This window comes from Phycisphaerae bacterium, assembly GCA_024102815.1.
Classification (GTDB): Bacteria; Planctomycetota; Phycisphaerae; order UBA1845; family UBA1845; genus JAGFJJ01.
This window is the reverse complement of sequence record JAGFJJ010000072.1, coordinates 54,411-76,696: the sequence shown is the minus strand read 5'-3', so window position 1 is coordinate 76,696 and position 22,286 is coordinate 54,411. Positions and strand designations below refer to the sequence as shown.

Here is a 22,286-nt window from a genome sequence, read left to right as displayed (position 1 = left end):
ACCGATATCCTCCTCCATTCTCCAAGATCAGCAGCAACCCGTCCCTCGGACCTCCTTGAGCCGCGCGAGGTCGCTCTGGAGCACGTCGATTTCCCGCAGGCACCTCCGAACGCAATTGAGCAGCGTACGCTCTATTCCCGCCGCCCCGCGCGCGGCACGGTAATATTTCCACCGCCCATCCGACCGCACGCGGACGAGCTTCGCTCGGCGCAGCGCGGCCAGGTGCCGGGAAACGGTGGGTTGTGGCTGATCGAGCACCGCGACCAGATCGCATACGCAGACCTCCCCCTCAAGCATGAGGTTGAGCAATCGAATGCGTGTCGGATCGGCAAAGGCCCGAAACAAGGCGCTCGTGGATTCCATCGTCGCAGACATATTCGCTTAGGCGAATATATATGGGCCCGTACATTGCGTCAACAGAACGCTCGTCTCCGCACCGCTTTCACGCGCGCTTGGCGCACCGCAATTGTGCCGAGCGGCTGCGGGGGTTCGATCCGCGTTCGGCGGACGATGGGCGGAGGGGCTCGAGTTGCGCAGACGCGTAGAGCCCCGCTGTAAGACCCTCTTTGAAAAACCGCTCCACGCGGGCGTGCTCGCCGCTGTGAAAGCTCAGGATGCCGATTCGACCGCCTGATCGCGACGCGTAGGGCACAGCACGCAGGAACTGCTCCAGTCCGTTGAACTCGTCATTGACCAGGATACGCAATGCCTGAAACGTCCGCGCGGCCGGGTGCAGCGTGCCCGGATTCTCGGCCGCAATCTGCTTCCACTGCCTGGGCGTGAGCCCCTTCACGGCGAGAACCAACCGTGACAGTTGCCGGGTCCGCTGGAGCGGCTCGCGGATGCGACCGTCGGCGATACGCCGGGCAATCGCCTCCGCGTCGGGCTCATCCGCGCATTCCACGAGTGCTGAGGCCAACTCCTCGGCAGGCAGGTCTCGCAGCAGGTCGGCCGCCGTTCGCTTCAGGCGCAGGTCCATACGCATGTCGAGCGGCCCGTCGGACTTGAAACTGAAACCCCGAGCCGGATCATCGATCTGCATGCTCGAGACGCCGAGGTCGGCGAAGACCACGTCAAAACCGTCAAGGCTCTCGGATCGCATGACCTTGCCCAGCCCGGCGAAGTGAGAACGATAAAGTCGCACGGGAGGGGACATTGGTTGGCTCTCGGCCGAAGCAGGCGCTGCATCATTGGCGTTTGCGGGCGCTTCGCTCGAATCCGCCGCCTTGCCGCCCGGTGTCACGATCTCGGCCGCCAGCCGACGCGCGGTGCGTTCCAGCTCCGCTTGGTCGACGTCCAGTCCGACCAGACGGCCGGTCGGGCCGATCCGTTCCAGGAAGCGTTCGGCGTGCCCGCCGTGGCCCACGGTGCAATCGGCGATCGCATCTCCGGGCTGGGGATCCAGCGCCGCGAGCACTTCCTCGACCATGATGGGCACATGTCCCCCGGCCGGGGTTCGACCCTGGGCGCGGATATGCTCCTGCATCTCAGGATAGCGCCGCGGGTCGAGCTCCTTGTAGCGCTGCTCGAAGCGCCGGGGATGCGTCCCACCGTACCGGGGTCGGCGACGGCGGAGGGGCTGGTCGGCGGATTCGTCGGGACGCGGCGACACAACGGGGCTCCTACAGGTAATAACGCGCTGGGGCGCTCAGTCCGGAAGGCGATTTTCTGTGATCACGCCGCGCGTTATAGTAAATTTGGGGGATTGCGCCCTGAGAGCGGGCGGCGGTCAAGCCCGCGCCAAAGTGTTCGATCCCGAGACAACGATTGCGCCGACCGGATTCGACGCGGCGACACCCGGACATTGGACCTGAGGACGTTTTCGATGCAACAAGTTTCGATGCTCGATCTTCGCGGAGAGTACCTGCTTTTTGCCGAGGAACTGCGTCCGGTGGTGGACGACGTCCTGTCGGGGGCGGCGTATATCAACGGCCCGCAGGTAACGCAGTTGGAGGAGGCGTTGGCCCGATTCTGCGGTGTCGGGCACGGCGTCGCGGTCAGCAGCGGAACGGATGCACTGCTGTGCGCCCTGATGGCATTGGACATCGGCGCCGGAGACGAGGTCATCGTCCCGTCGTTCACGTTTTTCGCCACGGCCGGGGTCGTTCACCGGCTCGGTGCCAGGCCGGTTTTCGCCGACATCGACGCCCGAACGTTCAACCTCGATCCGAAAAGCGTGGAGAACGCGGTCACGCCGAGAACAAGAGCGATTATCGCGGTCCACCTGTTCGGCCAGTGTGCCGATATGGACGCGATCAATGACGTCGCCCGGCGCCATGGACTGCGGGTCATCGAGGACGCCTGCCAGGCGATCGGCTCGACATATCACGATCGTTCAGCGTGTTCGCTGGGCGACGCAGCCTGCCTGTCTTTCTACCCGACGAAGAATCTGGGCGGGTTCGGCGAAGGAGGCATGATCCTGACGGATAACGCTGAACTGGCGGGACTTGCCCGCCGCCTGCGCAACCACGGCGAGGTTCAGCGCTACCACCACGACCGCGTCGGAGGGAACTTCCGGCTGGATACGCTCAAGGCAGCGATCCTGCTGGTGAAGCTCCAACGACTGGAAGAATTCAACGAACTGCGGCGAAGCAACGCCGCCCGGTACGACGAGCTTCTGAAGGGCCGTGAGGTCGTCACGCCGTACGTCGCGGCGGGAAGCAAGCACGTCTACCACCAGTATTCGATTCTCAGCGACCGGCGCGACGCTCTGGCGAATTACCTCAAGGAGCGGGGTATCGGCTCCGGCGTGTATTATCCGGTCCCGCTGCATCGGCAGGCGTGCTTTGCCGATTTAGGATATCGGACGGGCGACCTGCCCGTGACGGAAGCGATCTGCGAGCGGATTCTTTCGCTGCCCTGCCACCCGCTGCTGTCGGCGGGTGATGTGGCGTACGTCGCCGAGGCGGTTCGGGCATTTTGCGATTCCGCCGCTACGGAGCGCGTGGAAGCCGTGGGACGCGCCGGCTGAATTTGCCGAACGCATTCAGTAGTGCCAAGGGGATGACATCAATGCGCGTGCTGGTTACAGGTGGTGCCGGGTTTCTGGGAAGTCATCTGTGCGACCGGCTGCTCGAGGACGGGCACGAGGTCGTCGCCGTGGACAATCTGTTCACCGGATCGAAGCGCAACATCAAGCACCTGCTGGGCCGGACAGACTTTGAGTTCATCCGCCACGACGTGGTCCAGCCGATCCTGCTGGAGGTGGACTGGATCTTCAATCTGGCCTGCCCGGCTTCGCCCATTCACTACCAGTACAATCCCGTCAAGACGGTCAAGACGAGCGTGATGGGCACGCTGAACATGCTGGGTCTGGCCAAGCGTGTCAGGGCCCGTGTGCTTCAGGCCTCGACCAGCGAGGTCTACGGAGATCCTACAATCCATCCCCAGCCGGAGAGCTACTGGGGGAACGTGAATCCGATCGGGCCGCGGAGCTGCTACGACGAGGGCAAGCGCGTGGCCGAGACGCTGATGATGGATTATCACCGTCAGAACGAAGTCGAAACGCGCATCGTGCGGATTTTCAATACGTATGGTCCGCGCATGGCAGTGGGCGACGGTCGCGTGGCATCCAATTTCATCGTGCAGGCCTTGCAGAACCAGCCGCTGACCGTCTACGGCGACGGCACGCAGACGCGCTGCTTCTGCTACGTCGATGATCTGGTGGCGGGGATGATCGCCCTCATGAAATATGAGGGCCCGGACGCGCACGAGCCGGTGAACCTGGGCAGCACGGAAGAGCGGTCCATGAATGACCTGGTGGCATGTATCGGAGAATTGCTGGGGCGCAAGCTGGAGGTTGCTCGGAAATCCCTGCCGGAAAACGACCCCGTGCGACGCCGTCCGGACGTGACGCGCGCCCGGAAGATTCTGGGCTGGGAAGCTCGAACGCCGCTGGGGGAGGGGCTGCTGCGCACCATGGAGTTCTTCCGGGAACAGCTTTCCCGTCCGGCGAGCAAGTGACGGGCGATTGCAGGCTCCCGGAAGCGTGATAAGCTAAATGGTGTCGATACCGCGGGTGTTGCCGCGGTCGGCGATCTATCCATGCACTTCAGTCGAGGGGATTACCATGTTCACGATGATTCGCAGAAGTTTGGTCGTTTCAGGACTTGTGGCGGGATTTCTGTCGTGGGTCGGCGCGGCCCGGGCGAACGACATGGAAGTCGCCAAGAAGATGGATGAAGTCAAACTGACGCTGGGACAGGCGGTCGAGGCGGCCGAGAAATCCATGGAAGCACAGGCGACGGCCGCAACCGCGCACCTGCAGGACGGAAAGCTGATCGTTGACGTTCACCTGATGGTCAACGGGATGTGCAAGATCGTCCCCGTGGATGCCGAGGGGAAGGTGGGCGAGGCGACTGATCCGGAACAGAAGATCGAGCGCGCCGCTCATGGACGGGACCCGGGAACGCTTGCCAAACTGATGGCCGATTCCAAGGTCACGCTGGTTGACGCCATCAAGGCGGCGGAAGAGTACAAGAAAGGGCGCGCTGTTCTCATCAAGGCACGCTGGCATGGGAGCCTGGTACAGCTCCAGGCCATTGTCATTACGGACCGGATCGAGACGGTCATTATCGATCCTAAGACCGGCAAGGTGAAAGTGCCGGCCGCGGGCTGAGTTACTTTTCCGTCTCGAAAAGGCCAAATTGGCGGCAATAACCGAGAGATCCAGGGGTTTCCCTCGGTTCACATTCTGTACCGAGTAGGTCTCCTACTGCCTGGGTTTCCCTCGGTTCCCCACAACGAACCTGCCGCCGAATCCTGCCGATGAATCAGCAAGCGGCATTCGTTTGCTACTCAATAGGGAGAATCCATCCATGATTCGACGTCTGAGCCTGACAGCAATCATCGCAGTGTGTATGGCGATGCCGGCATATGCCGGCGGCGGCGCAACGACAACCCTCAACGCCGACGAGGCGATGGCCCAACTCAAGGAGGGAAATCAGCGTTTCGTTTCCGGCCAATCGAAGAACCCCAACACGGATGCGGAGCGAATTGAGCAGACCGGAAAGCATGGTCAGGCACCGTTCGTAACCGTGATTACGTGTTCGGATTCGCGTGTTCCCGTGGAGCGCTTATTTGACCAGGGGGTCGGGGACGTCTTCGTGATTCGCGTCGCGGGCAATGTCTGCGGCGTGCACGAAGCCGGTTCGATCGAGTATGGACTGCACCATCTGAACACGCCGCTGCTGGTCGTGTTGGGACATACGCATTGCGGTGCGGTATCGGCCGTCGTGCAGGGCGCGGAGGTGCATGACAACATCCCGGCGCTCGTATCCGGGATCAAGCCGGCCGTGGAGTCCGCCCGCAAGGAGAATCCGGGAGCCAGCGGCGATAAGCTCATTGCCGCAGCGGTCACGGCCAACGTGTGGCAATCCATCGAGGATCTGCTCCGCATCAGTCCGCAAACGCGAGAGAAAGCCCTACAGGGCAAGACGAAGATCGTCGGCGCGATCTATGACATCGAAACGGGCAAGGTGGAGTGGCTCGGCGAACACCCCCGGCTGGCAGAGCTTGTGCGCGGGCAGCGCGAACACTACTCGTCGAAGGTAGAGTCGCACGGAAATCACTGAGGAAGATGCGCGACGTCCGCGAAAGTGAGGCGCCGCGTGATTATCCGATGTGACGATTCTCGGGAGGTCGAGGGCTTTTCCTCGGCCTCCCGTTTTCTTGATTATTCCGCGCGGCGCGCCGCCCACGCCGCAAGTGTTTCACGATGGATCTTGGCATTGTGGCGAACATCCACCGGGAGATCGCGGTGGAAGAGGACCGCGGTCATGTCACGGGTCCGCGGATTCTCCCGGGCGAGCGCGAGCAGTTCTGCCTTCCACTTCGATTTCTCAGTGGCCGATTTTCGACGGGCTCGGGGTTCGACGATGAGGACAGGTTTCTGCCGGCCTCGCTCGCCGATACCCACGAGTGCCGAGCGGTGAACATCCGGATGCTCGTTGAATATCGCCTCACACTGGTCGGCGTAGAGTGTACCGGTGGGCGTTACCACGCGCTGAGATTTTCGCCCGCAGAACCAGAGCCGGCCCTCGGTGTCGCGATAGCCGACGTCGCCAATCCGATGCCAAACGCGATCACCGTCGATGATCTTGGACAAGGCATCAGCACGCGGATGACCGAAGTAGTGCCGCGTGACCATGGGGCCGGCCACGACGATCTCGCCGAGTTCGCCTTCGGGAACGACAAGACCATCAGTCCATGTCTCGATCGGTTCGTCAACGACCCTGATGATCTTTACGTCGACTTCAGCGAGCTCGCGACCTACGCAGATACCCGCACCTCGGCGCGTGCGGTCGGCGCAATCTGCGAGAATCTCCCTTCCGCCGATCGAGCTGACGGGCAGCGACTCGGTGGCACCGTAGGGCGTGAAGACGTCGGCATCGGGTGAGAGCATGCGGTGTAGGGCGGCGATGGTCGCGGGAGGTACGGGCGCGCCGGCGATCAGGATACGTCGCAGTGACGGCAGTTTGGCACCGGCGGCGGACCCGTAGGCGGCGACCTTTTTCCAGACAGCCGGCGATCCGAAGGTGCTGGTGACGTTCCAATCGAGGAGCGTGCGGACGATCTTCGCGGGATCGGCGCGGCCGGGGCGGGATGGATCCATCGGCGGAATCACGCTGGTCATGCCCATGGCGGTCGAGAACAGCGCGAAGAGCGGGAACGCGGGGAGGTCGATTTCCCCCGGCTCGATTCCGTAGCAAGATTGAATCATGCGCACCTGGGCATCGAACATGCCGTGTTCGTAAACCACGCCCTTGGCCGGTCCGGTGCTGCCGGAGGTGAAGAGAATCGCGGCTGTGTCGGTCGGCGCGGTTCTGAGCAAATCGAACCGGTCGTCACAACGACTTGCGATCCGAGAGAGTGACGCTGCGCCGGGGAGCCCATGGGCAGCGACGGTTACCATTGCGCGGACGCTACGAAAGACCTCGGGGCGGAGTCCGCGCATGACGTGGGCCAGAGAAATGCCGACGAAGCCGTGTATGTCGACGGAGCGCAGGCAGTCGAACATGCGGCGAAGACCCATGCCGGGGTCGATCATGACCGGGACGGCTCCGATCTTGAACAAGGCGAACGTGACGGCGATGAAGTCGAAGCCGGGACGGATCATGACCAGGACGCGCCCGCCGGGCTCGAAGCCGCGCACAACAAGGGCATTGGCATAGCGGTTGGAAAGCGATTCGAGCTCGGCGAATGTAAGCTGCTCGTACCGGCCTCTTGCGGAGCCCGTGGACTTGCGGCCAATGACGACCGCCGACTGATCCGGAACGAGCTGCGCCATGCGCGGAAGATGGGCGGCGATGTTGCAGGTGAGGCCCGGCGAGGCCTTTGTCGCGAGCTCTTGTTCGACGACCATGCCTGATTCAAAACGGACTTGGTCGAGCCGTCAATTCCCCCGAGAGCGAGATTCCGGACTAGCGCCCGATGCAGTACAGGCTCTTCATCCCGCGCAGGAAGATCGTATCGGCAACAATCGCCGGGGAAGCGGAAAAGGAGTCGTCGAGGCGATTCGTGGCGAGCACCTCGAACGACTTGCCGTGCCGAAGCACGACGGCAGTCCCGTTACGCCCCACGACATAAATGCGATCGGCCGCGCCGACGAGGGAAGCGTACACGCCGGTGATGTCGTCGAGGCGTTGGGGTTCGTAGTGGGGCTTGCCCGTTCGGGGATCGACGCAGGACAGTACGCCGTTGTTCTTCTTCAGGTAGTAGAGCAACTCTCCGTGGAGAAGACCGGAGGGGACGTACGACGTGTCCTTGTCCGTGCGCCAGACGATGCGATCGCTGTCGGTGATGTCGCCGCGGGCGCCGCGATAGCGAATGGCCAGCAATTGGGGATCGCGGAAACCGGTCATGGCGAAGAGAAGTTCGTCGTTGAATAACGACGTAGGTATGGCGTTCAGGCCGAGTCCGCCGCACTCCCACACGACCTCTCCGGTGTCGATGTCGTAGGCGCGGATCCGCCTCGTGGCGCTGATCACGACGAGCGTGCGACCCGCATCACGGAGAATCACCGGCGTCGACCACGACGTGACTTCATCGCGTGGGCGGCGCCACTTCTCAGCGCCCGTCCGCTTGTCCAAGGCCACTACGAACGAATCACCCTCGTGATCCCAGTTGATGACGAGCGTATTTTCATGGAGAGCCGGCGAGCTGCCCTCGCCGAACCCGTTACGCGTCTGCATGTTGCCGAGGTCCTTCTCCCAGACAACTTCACCAGTCTTGTGGAGGGCGTAAACTCCGCGCGAACCGAACATAGCGTAGAGATACTCTCCGTCGGTCATGGGAGAAGCAGACGCCAGGCTGCCGTCCATATGGCTGCCTTCGTGGGGAACCTGCTCGCGGACGACGCGGCGCCAGACTTCGCGGCCGTTGGAGCGGTTGTACGCCAGGACTGTAAATCGAAACGGCGTATCGGGCTTGGAAACGCGTTGATCCCGATCGCTTTGCGATTCTTCGGAGTCCGCGGGAATTGCGGCCTGGATGATGACGAGATCATCCCAGACGATCGGCGTGGAGAGTCCCTGCCCGGGAAGGGCCGTCTTCCAGCGAACGTTACGGGATTCGCTCCAGGTAACGGGCGGATCGGCCGAGGGCGCCAATCCATTGCCCGAGGGACCTCTCCACTGGGGCCAAGAGGGAGATGTCTCTCCGGCCGGCGCGAAACCCGCAAGAATCAGGACGAGCGGAAGACTCCGCGCTGACGTTCGTAATTCGATTCGCATTCAATCGGCTCCTGGATCGTTTTCGTCTGCAAGGGTAGACGATTGTTCCGCACATCGGATGCAGCGCAGTTTGCCGTCGAGTTCTCTTGCCGGTCATTTGGTTGAAGGCGAGGCGTTCAAGCGAACCTCGAGGCCCTCGAGTGACTCCCGAGCCAACTTGAATTCAGGATCGCGCCGAAGGCTCTCTTCATACGCGGCGCGTGCTTCCTCATCTCGACCCAGTTGCTCCAGCGCGTTCCCCTTCCGCCAGTTGGCGTGGGCCATGGTGGGCATGTTTTCGCCCCTCGGATCGCCCGCGATAAATTGGTCGAGAAGTTCTATGGCCCGCTCCGGCTCGAACTTGTTCTGGATGCGCATCCTGGCCTGATTGTAGAGGGAGCGATAGTAATCGTCGCCCCGCGGGCCGTGGCGTGCGGATTCGTACTCGGCGTCGGCGGCGTCGAACTGCTTCTCTTCCGCGTAGATGTCCGCGAGCGAGGCGTGCAGGCCGGGTTCTTGGGGGGATTCCTGGATACCGGCCAGTAGAATCTCCTTGGCGCGCTTCGTATCCTCCTGGCGCTGGTAGCACATGGCCAGAAGGCGCTTTCCGGCAACGGGGTCAAGGGACTCGATCTCGCGGGCCGTCTCAATGGCGCGATCAATGTCACCGATGGGTTTGGGCGCGAGATTGAAAAAGACCAGCATCGTTCTGGCTTCGATATCGTCCGGATCAAGATCAATGGCGTGCTGGAGCGCTTCCTTGAACGGGCGTATCCTCTTCATAGCGCTGAACATGCCGCCAATGCTCTGCATGTCCGCGAACATCTGTGCTCCGAGCGCTTTGGCATAGGCAAGGTGGGCCTGCGGACTGCCCGGCAGGAGCTTAACGGCCTTGAGCCCGTAGTCGGCCGCTGCGTCGGCTTCCTTGAGTTCGCGCAGGACATCGCACAGGAGCACGCAGGCCTCTCCATCGCGGTCGGAGTCCTCGATGATGCGAAGCAGCTCTTGCTTTGCCTCGGAGAATTGCCCCGTTTCAATCAACGCTCGTGCGTCGGCAAAATAGGGTCCGCCGAAACCCTCAGCCGGTGCGACCGAAGGCGCCCCAGCCGTGAGTTGCCGGCCCGACGCGTCCACAAGTTCGGTCGTCGGCGCGCGCATGATCCAGTAAGCTAACAGGACCAGCGCGAGCACGAAGCCGACGGCAAATGCCCCCAGGAGCTTTAGAATTCGCTTGTTGCGCGTTTTCACGCGTGGACTGTAGAAGCAGCTACTCGCGGGTTCAAGCCGGACCACGGTCTCGCACGCCGGGCATCGACCGGATGACCGACGCAGCAGGCCCCGTCATGGAAAAGCAGATCGCGCGCGGGTGCTTTGCTCTACCGACCAGAGGGTATGCCCGGCACCACGATTCCCAGCCTGTAAGTCGCTTTGCTTCCGACGGTTATCGTCATTCTTCAATTTCAGAGCCGGGCTCGGACTGGAAGACTTGGTTCGCACCCGTTCTTGCACCCGGGGAAGCGAGTGACGCCGGCGCCGCATCAAAGTGACCAGACGTGCACGACAACGGCATTCGTATCACTTCCGCCAAGGCCGCGCTCCACCATGAACAGGCGCCCGCCGACCGAATCAAAGGTCATGCCGCCCGCGTTTTCACACGGAGCACCCTGTAAATAGAACTCTGTCGGCCGCCACGTTTCATAAGGAAGGACGACCCATGGATCCTGCTCGCCCTGGGCGCTGTAGCCGAGTTCGTGCACATCGTAGAAGATGACCTGCCGCTCGTAGGGGTAGCAGTGATATCCGTGAGAGTCACTGCAAGGATCGTTGCAGACCACGGGAGGTTCGTCGTAGCAGTTGGTGCCGAGCCCCTTGAAGCCGAGCAGCATAATCGCCCGCCCCGTGTCGCCCTCGACGAAGGCGCCGCCGGACCAGTCGTCACACATCGTGTACGCCGGGTAGTCGCACGCGGCCGGCTCACCGACGTTCGGTCCCGCACAACCGGGGAACTTCACGCGGTAGTAGAGCATCGCCAGCGCGTCCAGATTGCCCGCCGGGTCTTCGCTTTCCCAGGGCCGAAACGCGAACAGCGAAGGCCCCTGTGAGCCGCCAAAGACGGTCACGGGCTCGAAGGCGTCGCGCGGCGTGCCTCGGGCGCGACCCGTCACGAGCGTGCGGCCGCCAAGGTACATGTCTGCGTACCACTCGGGTACCGAAAACAGATAGGCGCCCATCTTGCGACCGTGGTAGATGCCGTCGTCCGGTCCGACGTAAAACATCCCCCGTGCGTTCGTTCCATCCAGATTCGCGAACCAGATGGTGGGGAAGCTCTCTTCGCCGGCAACGCCCTCCGCGTACCAGAGGTTGATCGAGCCATAAAGCTTGTCGCCGGTCTGAGAGCCTCGCCGAGGCACGTACTCCAGATCGCTGACAAAGAGATATTCATTATGGACGGTCGAAGCAAGACCGCCATCAAAGGCTGTCGGCCCGGCGACGAGCGTCGCTTCGGGCAGGTCCATCCAGTCCGCGGCACGGAGCGGCGTGGGGATCGAGACCTCGCCGAAGTATGCGTAGCAATCCCAACTGGGATCCCAGCATGTGCCGGAGTGAGCCTCGTCAGTCAGAGATTGGAACTCGGTGACCAGCAACGACCCGGTCCCTCCGTCACCCTCGGCGTAGTAGGACAGCCCGAGCGCACCCCAGTTGAAGTTTTCGGGCAGACGGAATGCGCCCAGGTAGGTCAGATCCGTGGCGTGCAATCTCTCCTCCGGCCGTCCTCCCTGGGCGGGCTCCGATTCTCCATCCGGCGGGACAACGTCTGAGTCGCCGGCCGCCTGACATGCCCCGCCAACACACGAGAGCCCATCGCAGCAGTCGCCATCTATCTCGCAATCCTCTCCGCGAGCATGGCACACCTGCGGGTTTCCATCGCCGTCTGCCGCGGGCTGGCTCGACGGACAGCCGCCGATGCAAACCGCGGCCAGAACCGAAACAAGACCGATCGATTCGTGAGAAATGGAACGGGACATCACACCGTCCTCCCCTAAGAAATGGGATTCTTGACGCGACGCGAACCTTGCATCCGCTCGCAACCGTTTTTCGGCCCGGCGGCCCGACAGGTACGCGCCCTCGGATTGCGGGAGCCGGCCGTTCGATCCAAACATGGCATGAACCGTCGTCGGCGTGCGCCCTCCGACAACGGGTCCCAATGCACTTAGTATCGTACCAAGACTGTTAAGGCTCCACAATGAATCGACGGTTTTCTCCGATCACTTCATTCGCCGGTACGGGCCTATACCGCCGTTGGCGGCGATGCCAAGACCGAGACGCCGGACGCTTCTTGCAACGCAACACGTTCGGACTCGACGCCAGCACCTGCTGGTCCTTTCCCGGGCAATCTGTGGTCCGACCGGGGAGCGACATGGCGGGCAGGACATTCCCAGGCACACCAATCGCTGCTGGCTTCTGCGGTAACGTTCTGAAGCGAGTAGACCCCGAGCGGGAATACCAACGAGAGGTTGACATCATTCAATGCGATGATGATAACACCAACGCACTTTTCATCATCTGCGATGCGTCGCCTATCGAGTCGTCGCCGGCGCCGCACGGAGCGTAATGGCCGACGCCCGGCCTCTGAGGTTCACATGCATCCTATCATTCGCAATCGGTCGATGCGGCGCCGAAACGGCATAGGATCGGCTCTCCTTGTCTGGTTGACGCTCATGCCAGCCCCGGCCGTTGGAGGAGAAAACGCCGCGCAACTCCTTTCCCGGAACCGACCTCCGCAACGCGATCTCGCAACATCCGATGGGCAGGCGCTCTACTGCGTCGGATACGCCCACCTGGATACGCAGTGGCGCTGGGACTTCTCGACAACGATCGACGAATACATCCGGGCTACACTGGACGACAACTTCCACCTGATCGATCGCTATCCCGAGTACACTTTCAATTTCACCGGTTCGGTCCGGTACGAGATGATGAAGGAATACTATCCCGAGCGATATGCGCGGCTGAAAGGCTACATCGAGGACGGACGATGGTTCGTGTCCGGCTCCAGCGTGGACGAGGGCGATGTGAACGTACCTTCTGCCGAGTCCATCGTCCGCCAGGTTCTCTATGGCAACCTGTTCTTCGAGCGCGAGTTCGGCCAAACGAGCGTAGACTACATGCTGCCCGATTGTTTCGGCTTTCCGGCCTCCATGCCGACAATATGGGCCCATTGCGGACTGTTGGGATTCTCGACACAGAAGCTCACGTGGGGTTCCGCGGTTGGCATCCCCTTCAAGGTCGGCGTGTGGGAAGGACCGGATGGCTCGGGCGTCATTGCGGCTCTCGACCCCGGACCGTACGTCGGCGCAATTGAGGGACCGGTTCATGAAAATCCCGAGTGGCGCGAGCGCGTCGCGCGCAACGGCCGGGATTTCGGCGTTTGGGCGGACTACCACTACTACGGTACGGGAGACCAGGGCGGCGCACCACGCGAGAGCGACGTCCAGAACTACCTGGCGAGCGCGACCGCCGCGAATGCGGACCTGTCCGTCGTGCTCGCCTCGTCTGGCCAGATGTTCCGCGATATCACCCCGGGGCTCCGGGTGCAACTTCCACGTTACCAAGGCGATATGCTGCTCACGGAGCACTCGGCGGGGACCCTCACATCTCAAAGCTACATGAAGCGCTGGAACCGTCAGGCGGAGCAGCTGGCCGACGCCGCCGAGCGTGCCGCAACCTGTGCCTGGCGTCTCGGTGCGATGGCTTATCCGCGCGAGCGGCTTGAGCGCGCCTGGGTGCGCGTTCTGGCCAATCAGATGCACGACATTCTGCCCGGCACGAGCATTCCTCGGGCGTACCGGTTCTCCTGGAATGACGACCTCGTCGCTCTCAACATTTTCGCAGACATCCTCCGCTACGCCGTCGGACGTGTTGCGGAACTCCTCGACACGGATGTGATGGGTCGGCCCGTCGTCATCTATAATCCGCTTGCGATCGATCGTGAAGACGTCGTCGAGGTCGAAGTTCCGAGGGATGGCGCCTCCTTCGTACGTGTCTATGGACCGGACGGACGAGAGGTTCCTTCACAACTGCTCTCGTCCGACGCGGTGTCGCTACGGGTACTCTTCCTGGGTCGCGCTCCGGCGAACGGATTTGCGGTGTTCGATGTACGCCGTGCTGATCGTCCGTTCGACGATGAGAATGGGCCACGCATTTCGGCCAGGAGCCTGGAAAACGACCGGTATCGCGTGACGCTCAACGATGCGGGAGACATCGCCGGCATCCACGACAAGCTGGCTGGAAGGGAGTTACTCGCCGAGCCGGCCACGCTCGTCTTCACCCGCGAGAGGCCGCGCCACTATCCCGCCTGGAACATGGATTGGGCGGATCGAAAAACGCCGCCGATCGGACGGGTGGACGGGGTGGCACAATGGCGCATCGTGGAGTCGGGTCCGGTACGGGCGGCACTCGCGGTGACGCGTCGGGCTCGCAATTCCGAATTCACCCAGGTGTTCCGCCTGACCCGAGGGGATGCCGGAAATGTCGTCGAAGTGGCGGCGGAGATCGACTGGCAATCTACGGAATGCGCGCTGAAGGCCGCATTTCCCCTGACCGTGTCGAACCCGGAAGCGGTCTACAACTGGGGCGTTGGGACAATCCGCCGGGGGAACAATGAACCTGTCAAGTATGAGGTGCCCTCGCACGAGTGGTTTGACCTGACCGACAGGGAAGGAAATTACGGCGTCACGGTCCTCGAGGATTCCAAGTTCGGTTCCGACAAGCCCGAGGACAATGAACTCCGCCTGACGCTGCTGTACACCCCCGGGGTACGCTCATCCTTTCTGGATCAGCACAGCCAGGACTGGGGCGTTCACCATGTGCGGTATGGCCTTTATGGGCACGAGGGCGACTGGCGGGCGGCGCAGAGCGAATGGCGCGGCAGACGGTTCAACCAGCCGATGCGCGCGTTCCTGGTGCCCAAGCACTCCGGACGGCTCGGTCGAACCTTCTCTCTGCTAAACGTCGACACACCCCGGGTGGACGTTCGGACGGTCAAGCGCGCCGAACGGCGGGACGTACTGATCGTCCGGTTGCAGGAGCTGTGGGGCCAGCCCGCAGAAGACGTTCGCCTGACCTTCCCGTTCGAGGTTCTTCGCGCCGAAGAGGTGGACGGTCAGGAGCGCCGTCTCGGCCCACAACCAGTGTCGGAAGGACAGCTCGCCTTCGACCTTCAACCCTACGAATTGCGAGCGTTCGCCGTCGAACTTGCACCGCCTGGCGCCCCTGCCCAGAACGTCGCCTCGGTGCCCGTATCGCTTTCACTTGATACGGACGTCGTCAGCAGCGACGGCAATCGCGCCGACGGGGCCATGGATCTGTCACAGCATACTTACCCGGCCGAGCAGTTCCCCGCTCGTATTCGTCATAACGATGTTGTTTTCGAATTGGGCCCAATGGGGGAAGGTGCCAACCAGGCACTGACCTGTCGTGGGCAGACGATCACCCTCGGCAGTGCCGGCGGGAACCGCATACATCTGCTGGCGGCGGCAACCGAGGACGCTACCGCAACTTTCCGCGTCGGCGATGCCGCACATCTCTTGGACGTTCAATCCTGGACGGGATTTGTGGGGCAGTGGTGGGACCGGGTCTTTGATCGCGAGTTCGGCAAGGTCGACTACACGTGCGCCGGCCGGGTCACAGCGCTCTTGCCGGGCTTTATCAAGCGCGATCCGATCGCCTGGTTCAGCACCCATCGCCATAGTCCGGATCGTGGTAACGAGGCCTATCGATTCACCTATCTGTTTCATTACGAACTGCCGCGGCTAGACGGCGCAACAACGCTGACCCTGCCGTTCGATGAGCGAATTCGCGTCTTTGCCGTATCGGTCGCCGACGACGTGCCCGTTTCAGCCGCGGCACCGTTGTACGATGAGCTGACCGGCGGCCGACCGATTGAGATCCGCCATTCCTACGACGAAGAGAAGGCCGCAGTATTTCAGGGGCGTGAGCCCGAGGGTCGAGTGCTGCGGGAGCGTGCTCGCCAATTCGAGCTCCTGGAAACGGGACCGCCTCGCAACGATGACGACATCGATGCGTCGCGAGAGAAGGGCTACACGTTCCGCGTATTCGCACCCGACGAACGCGATCGTCCGCACCCCGACTCCGGAGTCGTCGGGGATCATCTCGTCCGTCTCAACGACGGCCTTGCAGCGGAGAACAACGACGATACGAAGCGATGTGTCTGGTTTGACGGCCCCGGCCGGTTCACCCTCGATCTGCTGCAGTCGCGTCCCATTGCCTCCGTGACCACATACACTTGGCATCGCAGCAATCGCGCGCCGCAATACTACTCCCTCTGGGGCACGGACGCCGAGCCCATGCCGGACCCCGGCTTCGGTCAGGGCAAGTCGGACGCGTGGTCTCTGATCGCCGTGGTCGATACACGCGACTTGGGCGACGGACAGATTCATGCCAGCCGCATCGTCGGCGATGGCAGACCGCTGGGGCCTTACCGGTATCTGCTGTGGGTTGCCGAAGACGTAGGACAAGGCTCGTTCTTCACCGAGATCGACATCGACTTCACGGAGACCGCGCCGTGATGCGCAAGAGTCGGCGATTCGCGCTGCTCGCGTTCATAGCCGCGGCAAATTCGGTGGCGGCGCACCCCGTTGTGATTTATCCCGGTGTCATTTCCTGGGACCGGGAACGACTGCTCGTAACACTGGAAGTCAACTCCCATGCGTTGCAGCACGCAGCCGTGGCACTGGCACCGGGCGCATCCCCACAGGAGCTTGCGGAGGCGCTTGCCCGATCCTTGGAAGTACATACACCACCGGGAGAAGTCCTGGTGCCTGACGAGGCGCGTTGGGCCGATTCCGAACGGGTTGAGATCGATGTAAAGGTCCCCGACTCCCCGAGTGCGTTGGCGTTGCGATTGCGTAGCGATACCGACTTGGCCGCTCTGCACCAACAGTGGCAGCTTCAGTGGACTACGGAATATTCAGTGCCGCGTCTTATCCGGCTCACGACGGGCGGGAATGTCGAGATCATCCGCCGTGCCGCAAAGACGAGGACATATTCGACGTCGCTTACGGAGCCACTGCTAAAGCTCGAAATTCGTTGCCCGGGCCCTGCCTTGCCGGCCGATTCAACGGATTCACCGGATCTGCGTGTGGTAGTCGTCGAACTCGATGTGCCATGCGCCTTATTGCCGGTTTGGACGGGCGTCGTCGTGGCTGATTCGCCAGTTATCACGGCGGGCGGACTTGCGGAGAGCGAGGGGCCATTGGCAACCTGGCTAGAGAGTCATCTCGCCATTGGCGGCCCGGAAGGCGGGGTGCGGCAATTGGCGATTCGGGGAGTGCAACTGGTGACGGTTGAGGATGAAGTTGTCCCGTCGTTCAGCAACGCACCGCACAGTGCATTCACCTCACGCGTACGCATCACCGCGTCGTCGATGCTGCCATCCGATCAGCGTGAAATGGTCCTTTCCTGGGACGGCTTGAACGGGCTTGTGAAGCGACTGCCCGCCGCGTTCCGAGTGAACGACGCATTCGACCATATCACGGACCTGACTGCCTCAAATTCGAGGATCGCCGTTCGAATCAGCGAGGATGAGCGTGTCCTGTTCCTGTCCCCCACTCATCGACAGGTCGGCAAGAAACTGGAGATTCCGCTTTGCGGAGAGGAAGCACCATGAAAGGACTGGCCTACGTCCGCCTCTGCGCCGCGATCGCCGCGTTGGGCGGCCTCCTGTTTGGCTTCGACACCGCGGTCATCTCCGGAACGACCGATGCGCTGGCGGCAGAGTTCGATCTCGGCTCGGCTACGTTGGGTTTTACCGTTGCGTCAGCGCTCATCGGTACGCTGATTGGCTCAATCGCCGTGGGACGGCCGGCGGACGTCTGGGGGCGCCGGGCCGTCATGTTCGTGCTAGCGATCCTGTTCCTGGTCTCCGCGATCGGTTGCGCATTGGCGTGGAGCTGGTCGTCACTGGTGATCTTTCGTCTCATTGGAGGCTTGGCCGTCGGCGGCGCGTCGGTTGTTTCGCCGATGTACATCGCTGAAATATCTCCTGCGGCGCGGCGAGGCCGACTGGTCGCGGTTGCCCAATTCAACATCGTGCTGGGCATTCTGCTGGCCTATTTCTCGAATTACGTGGTCTCCCTTTTCGAATTGGGACCGCTGACGTGGCGGTGGATGTTGGGCGTGGAGGCCCTTCCGGCGGCGGCCTACTTTCTGTTATTGCTCTTGACGCCGCGGAGCCCGCGTTGGCTCTTGGCACGGGGGCTCGAGGCGGAGGCACGCCTGGTCCTGGAGCGTCTGACGCCGGGCACCGGCGAATCGACCGATGCGCTCGTGGTCCGCATCAAGGAAGCCATTGACTCGGAGCGCCGGCGATCGGGTACCGCATTCTTCAGGCGGGCGCACGCGAGGCCGATTCTGCTCGCGGTGGCCATCGCGGTCTTCAATCAGTTGTCCGGGATCAACGCGGTCTTGTATTACGCACCGGCCATATTCCGTTCCGCCGGGGCAGGAGACAACGCGGCGCTGCTGCAATCCGCCGGACTCGGTTCAGTCAACCTTCTTTTCACGATTGCCGCCTTGATGGTCATTGACCGTGTGGGACGCCGCCCGCTCATGTTGCTTGGATCGATCGGCTACATTGTAAGCCTGCTCGCGACCGCATGGGCGTTTTACACACAGGGCGTCGCCGGCGAGGGCGGGCAAGGCTTCTCTCCTTTGGGAAGCTGGGTGGTGACGATCAGCCTCGTTCTGTTCATTGCCTCCCACGCTTTCGGGCAAGGGGCGGTCATCTGGGTATTCATCAGTGAGGTGTTCCCCAACGAGTTGCGGGCGCGGGGCCAGGCGCTGGGCAGCTTTACGCACTGGGTCATGGCTGCCTTGATTTCCCAGACCTTTCCCATGATCGCGGAATGGTCAGGCGGACATGTCTTCGCGTTCTATGCGGTTTGCATGGTCGGGCAGTTGATCTGGGTGCTGATGGTCATGCCGGAGACGAAAGGCATTCCCCTTGAGGAGATTCAGCGCCGCCTGCTTTCACCGGGCGCGTCATCTGGCCGCGACGGTTAGCAGCAACAGCCTCACCGTCCTCCATACCGTCAACGGCATGGGAAACTCGGGAGGAGACCTTCTCTTGGTCGCAGGCGCGCCCAAGCAGAATGATTGTACCGACCGGGTAGCCGATCCCCAAAAATGATCTTGCCCGCCTCGCATGCAAGTGCTTGGCGAACCCATCATGAAGGCAGTCGCCCAAGTCTCGCAACACGAACTGCATCGTGATGGCCGCGATCCGTTCAAACCCGTGCAGACTCATGATAAGACAAGGGCATGAAGATGGTGCGAATACGGCGTCGACACCCTCATGAGCCGCCCCCGATCCGACCGGCCGCGAGCCCAATGGCCAGCGGGCCGGTGCGAACCGGGAGACAGACAACCGTCTCGGTCGAAACTATCAGTCGTTCGGCGCCATCTCGACCTCGGCGATGACTTCGGCCGGCGACAGATCGTCGCCGTAGATCAGCCGATGAAACGCACGGTTGTAACGGTTCATCGTGTCCAGCGCGCAATGGGCCAGTCCACGGAATTGATCCGGTCCCACAACACCGTCAGCAACAGGCATGCCGACACAGAACAGAAGCCTTCCGCTGCTCATGTCCAGCTGGAAGCAGCCAAGGCTGAGTCCGAAGTTGGCGCGCGCGACTGCCTCTGCCATCGTCGGGCGGGCGTCCTCCGGAACGATCAGCGCGTTCCGTACCGCCACGTGCGGCACAGAATACGGTGACTCACCGAGGACAGCGACACGCACTGCGCAGAAGACGCTCTCAAGGGAGACATCGAGTTCGACCGCAGGCAGGTCCTCGAGCAGACGACACCTGCAACCGTCTGCGTCGAGGCACTCACGCACCAGGTTGAGAATCTGGTTTTCTGCGTTCATGTTGAGCCTTCCCTTTGATGGACATGGGCCATTGCACGCGTTCCGTTGAGAGCGCCGAGGCTTCATCAGAAAGAGTAGAAATCGCTCGATCAACCGAACTGCCGGCCCCACGCCATGCATCCTCCGCAAACACACCTCGACAAGGTTCAAGCTGTCTGAATCGACACAAACCGACCGCGCGTTCCGGGGCACGGTAGCGTGCGCGCAGCTTGGCAGTAGAGCTCGACGCCGCCGGGAACATTAAACCCTTGAAGTAGAATAGCACCGAACGTATCGACGGGACCGTCGCTACGACCATGGACTGGGGACGGGCCTGTGAGTATCCGACCTCTCGTCGCCACCAGTTCTGGACGTCGGGAGGCGCTGATTTCACCGCATCCTATCGGGTTGAATCCAGCAGATTCGCTTGCTTCCGCCTCCTGTATCCGCAATCTAATGCCGACCTTGAGTGATCCATAACCCGAATCCGAGTGATGTTTCGCTCGGCGACACTACTCGATAAGCGCATGCTCAATGGCGTATCGCGTGATCTCGGCATTCTGGATCAAGTTGAGCTTCTCTAGGATTCGGCGGCGGTATGTGCTGACGGTTTTGACGCTTAAGCCGAGGGAATCGGCGATTTCGCTTGCGCTGCGGCCGCGCGCGATCAAACACATGACCTCATACTCCCGGTTGGAAAGGCCGTTGTGTGGGTTACGTGCCGCACTTCGGTCGAGATGCATGGCAAGGCTCTCTGCCACGTCCGGGCTGATGTAGCGGTGGCCGACCGCGACCGCGCGCAAGGCCGCGAGCAACTCGGACGGCGGACTTGCCTTGTTGATGTAGCCCGCCGCTCCGGCCTGGATCGCCCGAACGGCGTACTGTTCGGCCGGGTACATGCTCAGAACGAGAACGGGCAGCGAAGGATTGCGTCGTCGTAACTCTTCGAGGAGCTCTAGTCCGGGTGTTCCCGGCATGGCCAGATCCAGCAAGACGACATCCGCCGGATTTCGGGTCAAGGCGGCCAGAAGCGCTCGACCGTCACCGGCCTCGCCCGTTACCTGGATATCCGGCGTGTCGGCGAGTGTGCGTCTAATCCCTTCGCGAACAATGGCATGATCGTCGGCGATGACGACTCGAATCACCGGTCATCCTCCGTTCCATTGGGTGCAACGGGCATCCGCAGGGAGACTGTGGAGCCCTTTGACGGCGAAGCGGTGAACTCCACGTGGCCACGCCAAGCAAGAGCGCGTTCTCTCATCCCGATCAGCCCAAGGGATTCGGTACTGGAAATCTGATCCGCCCGCGTACCGACGCCGTTGTCAGATACGGACATCGTGACCTGCCCATTCTTGATCCTGAGAATAACATTAACTTCCGTCGCATGGGCATGCCGCCCGACATTGGTAAGGCTCTTCTGGAAAATCCGGAAGACTGACGTGGCCTGGTCGCTAGGCAATGGGCACCGATTCTTGCGAGGCAATCGAACGCGGCAAAGGACGCCCGTGCGCCGCTGGAACTGCTTGGCTCCCCAGTCGATCGCAGCGATCAAACCGAAGTCATCCAGGACGGTAGGACGCAAGTCGGTGCAGATGCGCTGTAGTGTCTCCGTAGTGCTCGCGACAAGGCGCGTCATTGCCCTGATCCGCAAGCCAACCTCGGATGAATCGTTGCTTGACCGGGTTGCGAGCCAGTGCAGATCCATATTCAGGGCTGTCAGGGCCTGCCCGAATTCATCGTGCAATTCGCGGGCAATGCGCGCTCGCTCGCCTTCACGCACCTTCTCCTGATGATCCGCAAGCCGACGGAGTTCGTTGGCCATCGTTCGATGGCGACGCTCGCTTTCCCGCAAGGCGTCCTCGGCCCGCTTCCGATCGGTGATATCAACCATGTTGCCGTGGATGATGCTGGGGCTGCCCTGCTCGTCTGGGACCAGCGCAACATTCTCAAGTACATGGATTGGCGCGCCGTCGCTGCATCGGAGCACACACTCGGAATTGACAAGCTTGCCCTTGCGGCGCAACCGCCGAAGAAACGCTCGGCGATCAACGTCCCCAAAGTACAGATCGGATGCGGCCCTGGCCATCAACCCCTCGCGGGAATCGTACCGCAGCATCGAGGCCATTGCATCGTTGCAATCCACGATAACTCCGTCGATCGTTGTCGTGTAGATTCCGGCCAGACTCTGCTGAAAAAGGAGGCAATACCGTTGCTCGGCCGTGGACAACGTCAGGTCATGGCAAAGTCGGTTGTTCTCGGACATGCAGAATTGTGCCATCCGCTTGCCCTTTTCATCACTCCTGAGCTTCTCAGCCTTCACTTTCGCTGATGCCTCTCGGCTGCTGCTTGCCACGTTGCTCCTCCAAAGCACACCTCAATCCGAACAAGCGTGATCTTGACAAACGTGTTTTGCCCGGCCAAACGCTATTCCCCGAGTTGAATACCGCAGTGAGAGAGAGGGCTGGTAGAAGAGTCGCGCGACGCGACCGACGGTCCTGCTATTTCGGCCGCCTTGGTCACCGAACCGGGGACCCAGGTGAGCACCGCTTGCCTTGCGGCGGGGGCATCCTACAGACCCTTCTGTTTGTCCTACAGCTCTTCTCGCACAGTCCCACATGGCTTTGCTCCTGGCGCTGCTACCGCAAGCC

The 22,286-nt window shown here is 61.9% G+C and carries 16 protein-coding genes; 7 read left to right on the top strand and 9 right to left on the bottom strand.

Annotated features, from left to right (window positions below; genetic code table 11):
- Positions 1-27: 27 nt before the first annotated feature.
- Both J5J06_18365 and rsmH read right to left on the bottom strand, forming a co-directional pair.
- Positions 28-375: a winged helix-turn-helix transcriptional regulator gene (locus tag J5J06_18365; GenBank protein ID MCO6439061.1), complete on the bottom strand. Its 348-nt coding sequence runs from the start codon at positions 373-375 to the stop codon at positions 28-30.
- 67 nt (positions 376-442) lie between these two features.
- On the bottom strand, positions 443-1,486 hold the full coding sequence (gene rsmH / locus J5J06_18360) for a 16S rRNA (cytosine(1402)-N(4))-methyltransferase RsmH (protein MCO6439060.1): 1,044 nt from the start codon (positions 1,484-1,486) through the stop codon (positions 443-445).
- 339 nt (positions 1,487-1,825) lie between these two features.
- Between rsmH and J5J06_18355 the strand changes: the two genes are divergently transcribed.
- The 4 genes from J5J06_18355 (at position 1,826) to J5J06_18340 (ending at position 5,573) form a co-directional block, all read left to right on the top strand.
- Positions 1,826-2,971: a DegT/DnrJ/EryC1/StrS family aminotransferase gene (locus J5J06_18355; GenBank protein MCO6439059.1), complete on the top strand. Its 1,146-nt coding sequence runs from the start codon at positions 1,826-1,828 to the stop codon at positions 2,969-2,971.
- Between the two features lie 41 nt (positions 2,972-3,012).
- Complete coding sequence (locus J5J06_18350) at positions 3,013-3,963, top strand: SDR family oxidoreductase (protein ID MCO6439058.1); 951 nt, start codon at positions 3,013-3,015, stop codon at positions 3,961-3,963.
- Between the two features lie 115 nt (positions 3,964-4,078).
- Entirely contained in the window at positions 4,079-4,618 is a 540-nt protein-coding gene (locus tag J5J06_18345) for a hypothetical protein (GenBank protein MCO6439057.1), read from the top strand.
- A gap of 199 nt (positions 4,619-4,817) precedes the next feature.
- Entirely contained in the window at positions 4,818-5,573 is a 756-nt protein-coding gene (locus J5J06_18340; GenBank protein MCO6439056.1) for a carbonic anhydrase, read from the top strand.
- 101 nt (positions 5,574-5,674) lie between these two features.
- Here the strand turns inward: J5J06_18340 and J5J06_18335 are convergent, their stop codons facing one another.
- From J5J06_18335 to J5J06_18320, 4 genes are all read right to left on the bottom strand, one after another.
- Positions 5,675-7,363, bottom strand: coding sequence for an AMP-binding protein (locus J5J06_18335; protein ID MCO6439055.1), 1,689 nt, complete (start codon positions 7,361-7,363; stop codon positions 5,675-5,677).
- 58 nt (positions 7,364-7,421) lie between these two features.
- A complete protein-coding gene (locus tag J5J06_18330) occupies positions 7,422-8,732 on the bottom strand; it encodes a PQQ-like beta-propeller repeat protein (GenBank protein ID MCO6439054.1) in 1,311 nt (436 codons plus the stop codon).
- Between the two features lie 93 nt (positions 8,733-8,825).
- A complete protein-coding gene (locus tag J5J06_18325) occupies positions 8,826-9,959 on the bottom strand; it encodes a tetratricopeptide repeat protein (protein MCO6439053.1) in 1,134 nt (377 codons plus the stop codon).
- A 290-nt stretch (positions 9,960-10,249) separates the two neighbouring features.
- Complete coding sequence (locus tag J5J06_18320) at positions 10,250-11,737, bottom strand: hypothetical protein (protein ID MCO6439052.1); 1,488 nt, start codon at positions 11,735-11,737, stop codon at positions 10,250-10,252.
- 615 nt (positions 11,738-12,352) lie between these two features.
- Here J5J06_18320 and J5J06_18315 point away from each other — a divergent pair.
- The 3 genes from J5J06_18315 to J5J06_18305 are packed head-to-tail and all read left to right on the top strand — an operon-like array spanning position 12,353 to position 18,794.
- On the top strand, positions 12,353-16,300 hold the full coding sequence (locus tag J5J06_18315; GenBank protein MCO6439051.1) for an alpha-mannosidase: 3,948 nt from the start codon (positions 12,353-12,355) through the stop codon (positions 16,298-16,300).
- Complete coding sequence (locus tag J5J06_18310; GenBank protein MCO6439050.1) at positions 16,297-17,400, top strand: hypothetical protein; 1,104 nt, start codon at positions 16,297-16,299, stop codon at positions 17,398-17,400. Before J5J06_18315 ends, J5J06_18310 begins: the two co-directional genes overlap by 4 nt.
- The gene (locus tag J5J06_18305) at positions 17,397-18,794 is read left to right on the top strand and encodes a sugar porter family MFS transporter (protein MCO6439049.1); all 1,398 of its coding nucleotides are present in this window, start codon (positions 17,397-17,399) and stop codon (positions 18,792-18,794) included. The genes J5J06_18310 and J5J06_18305 overlap by 4 nt, the downstream gene beginning before the upstream one ends.
- A gap of 382 nt (positions 18,795-19,176) precedes the next feature.
- On the opposite strand, the gene J5J06_18300 is transcribed toward J5J06_18305, so the two are convergent.
- From J5J06_18300 to J5J06_18290, 3 genes are all read right to left on the bottom strand, one after another.
- The gene (locus J5J06_18300) at positions 19,177-19,659 is read right to left on the bottom strand and encodes a hypothetical protein (GenBank protein ID MCO6439048.1); all 483 of its coding nucleotides are present in this window, start codon (positions 19,657-19,659) and stop codon (positions 19,177-19,179) included.
- Between the two features lie 491 nt (positions 19,660-20,150).
- Positions 20,151-20,783 (bottom strand): response regulator transcription factor, encoded by a 633-nt coding sequence (locus tag J5J06_18295; protein MCO6439047.1) that lies wholly within the window; start codon positions 20,781-20,783, stop codon positions 20,151-20,153.
- Positions 20,780-21,991 (bottom strand): PAS domain S-box protein, encoded by a 1,212-nt coding sequence (locus J5J06_18290; protein ID MCO6439046.1) that lies wholly within the window; start codon positions 21,989-21,991, stop codon positions 20,780-20,782. The genes J5J06_18295 and J5J06_18290 overlap by 4 nt, the downstream gene beginning before the upstream one ends.
- Positions 21,992-22,286 lie beyond the last annotated feature (295 nt).

Excerpts from the sequence above, each read along its gene's own strand:
- J5J06_18365 (MCO6439061.1), bottom strand. The coding sequence starts at position 375 with ATGTCTGCGACGATGGAATCCACGAGCGCCTTGTTTCGGGCCTTTGCC.
- J5J06_18335 (MCO6439055.1), bottom strand. The coding sequence starts at position 7,363 with ATGGTCGTCGAACAAGAGCTCGCGACAAAGGCCTCGCCGGGCCTCACC.
- J5J06_18300 (MCO6439048.1), bottom strand. The coding sequence starts at position 19,659 with ATGAACGCAGAAAACCAGATTCTCAACCTGGTGCGTGAGTGCCTCGAC.
- J5J06_18305 (MCO6439049.1), top strand. The coding sequence starts at position 17,397 with ATGAAAGGACTGGCCTACGTCCGCCTCTGCGCCGCGATCGCCGCGTTG.
- J5J06_18340 (MCO6439056.1), top strand. The coding sequence starts at position 4,818 with ATGATTCGACGTCTGAGCCTGACAGCAATCATCGCAGTGTGTATGGCG.
- rsmH (MCO6439060.1), bottom strand. The coding sequence starts at position 1,486 with ATGCAGGAGCATATCCGCGCCCAGGGTCGAACCCCGGCCGGGGGACAT.
- J5J06_18330 (MCO6439054.1), bottom strand. The coding sequence starts at position 8,732 with ATGCGAATCGAATTACGAACGTCAGCGCGGAGTCTTCCGCTCGTCCTG.
- J5J06_18355 (MCO6439059.1), top strand. The coding sequence starts at position 1,826 with ATGCAACAAGTTTCGATGCTCGATCTTCGCGGAGAGTACCTGCTTTTT.
- J5J06_18315 (MCO6439051.1), top strand. The coding sequence starts at position 12,353 with ATGCATCCTATCATTCGCAATCGGTCGATGCGGCGCCGAAACGGCATA.
- J5J06_18320 (MCO6439052.1), bottom strand. The coding sequence starts at position 11,737 with ATGTCCCGTTCCATTTCTCACGAATCGATCGGTCTTGTTTCGGTTCTG.
- J5J06_18345 (MCO6439057.1), top strand. The coding sequence starts at position 4,079 with ATGATTCGCAGAAGTTTGGTCGTTTCAGGACTTGTGGCGGGATTTCTG.
- J5J06_18350 (MCO6439058.1), top strand. The coding sequence starts at position 3,013 with ATGCGCGTGCTGGTTACAGGTGGTGCCGGGTTTCTGGGAAGTCATCTG.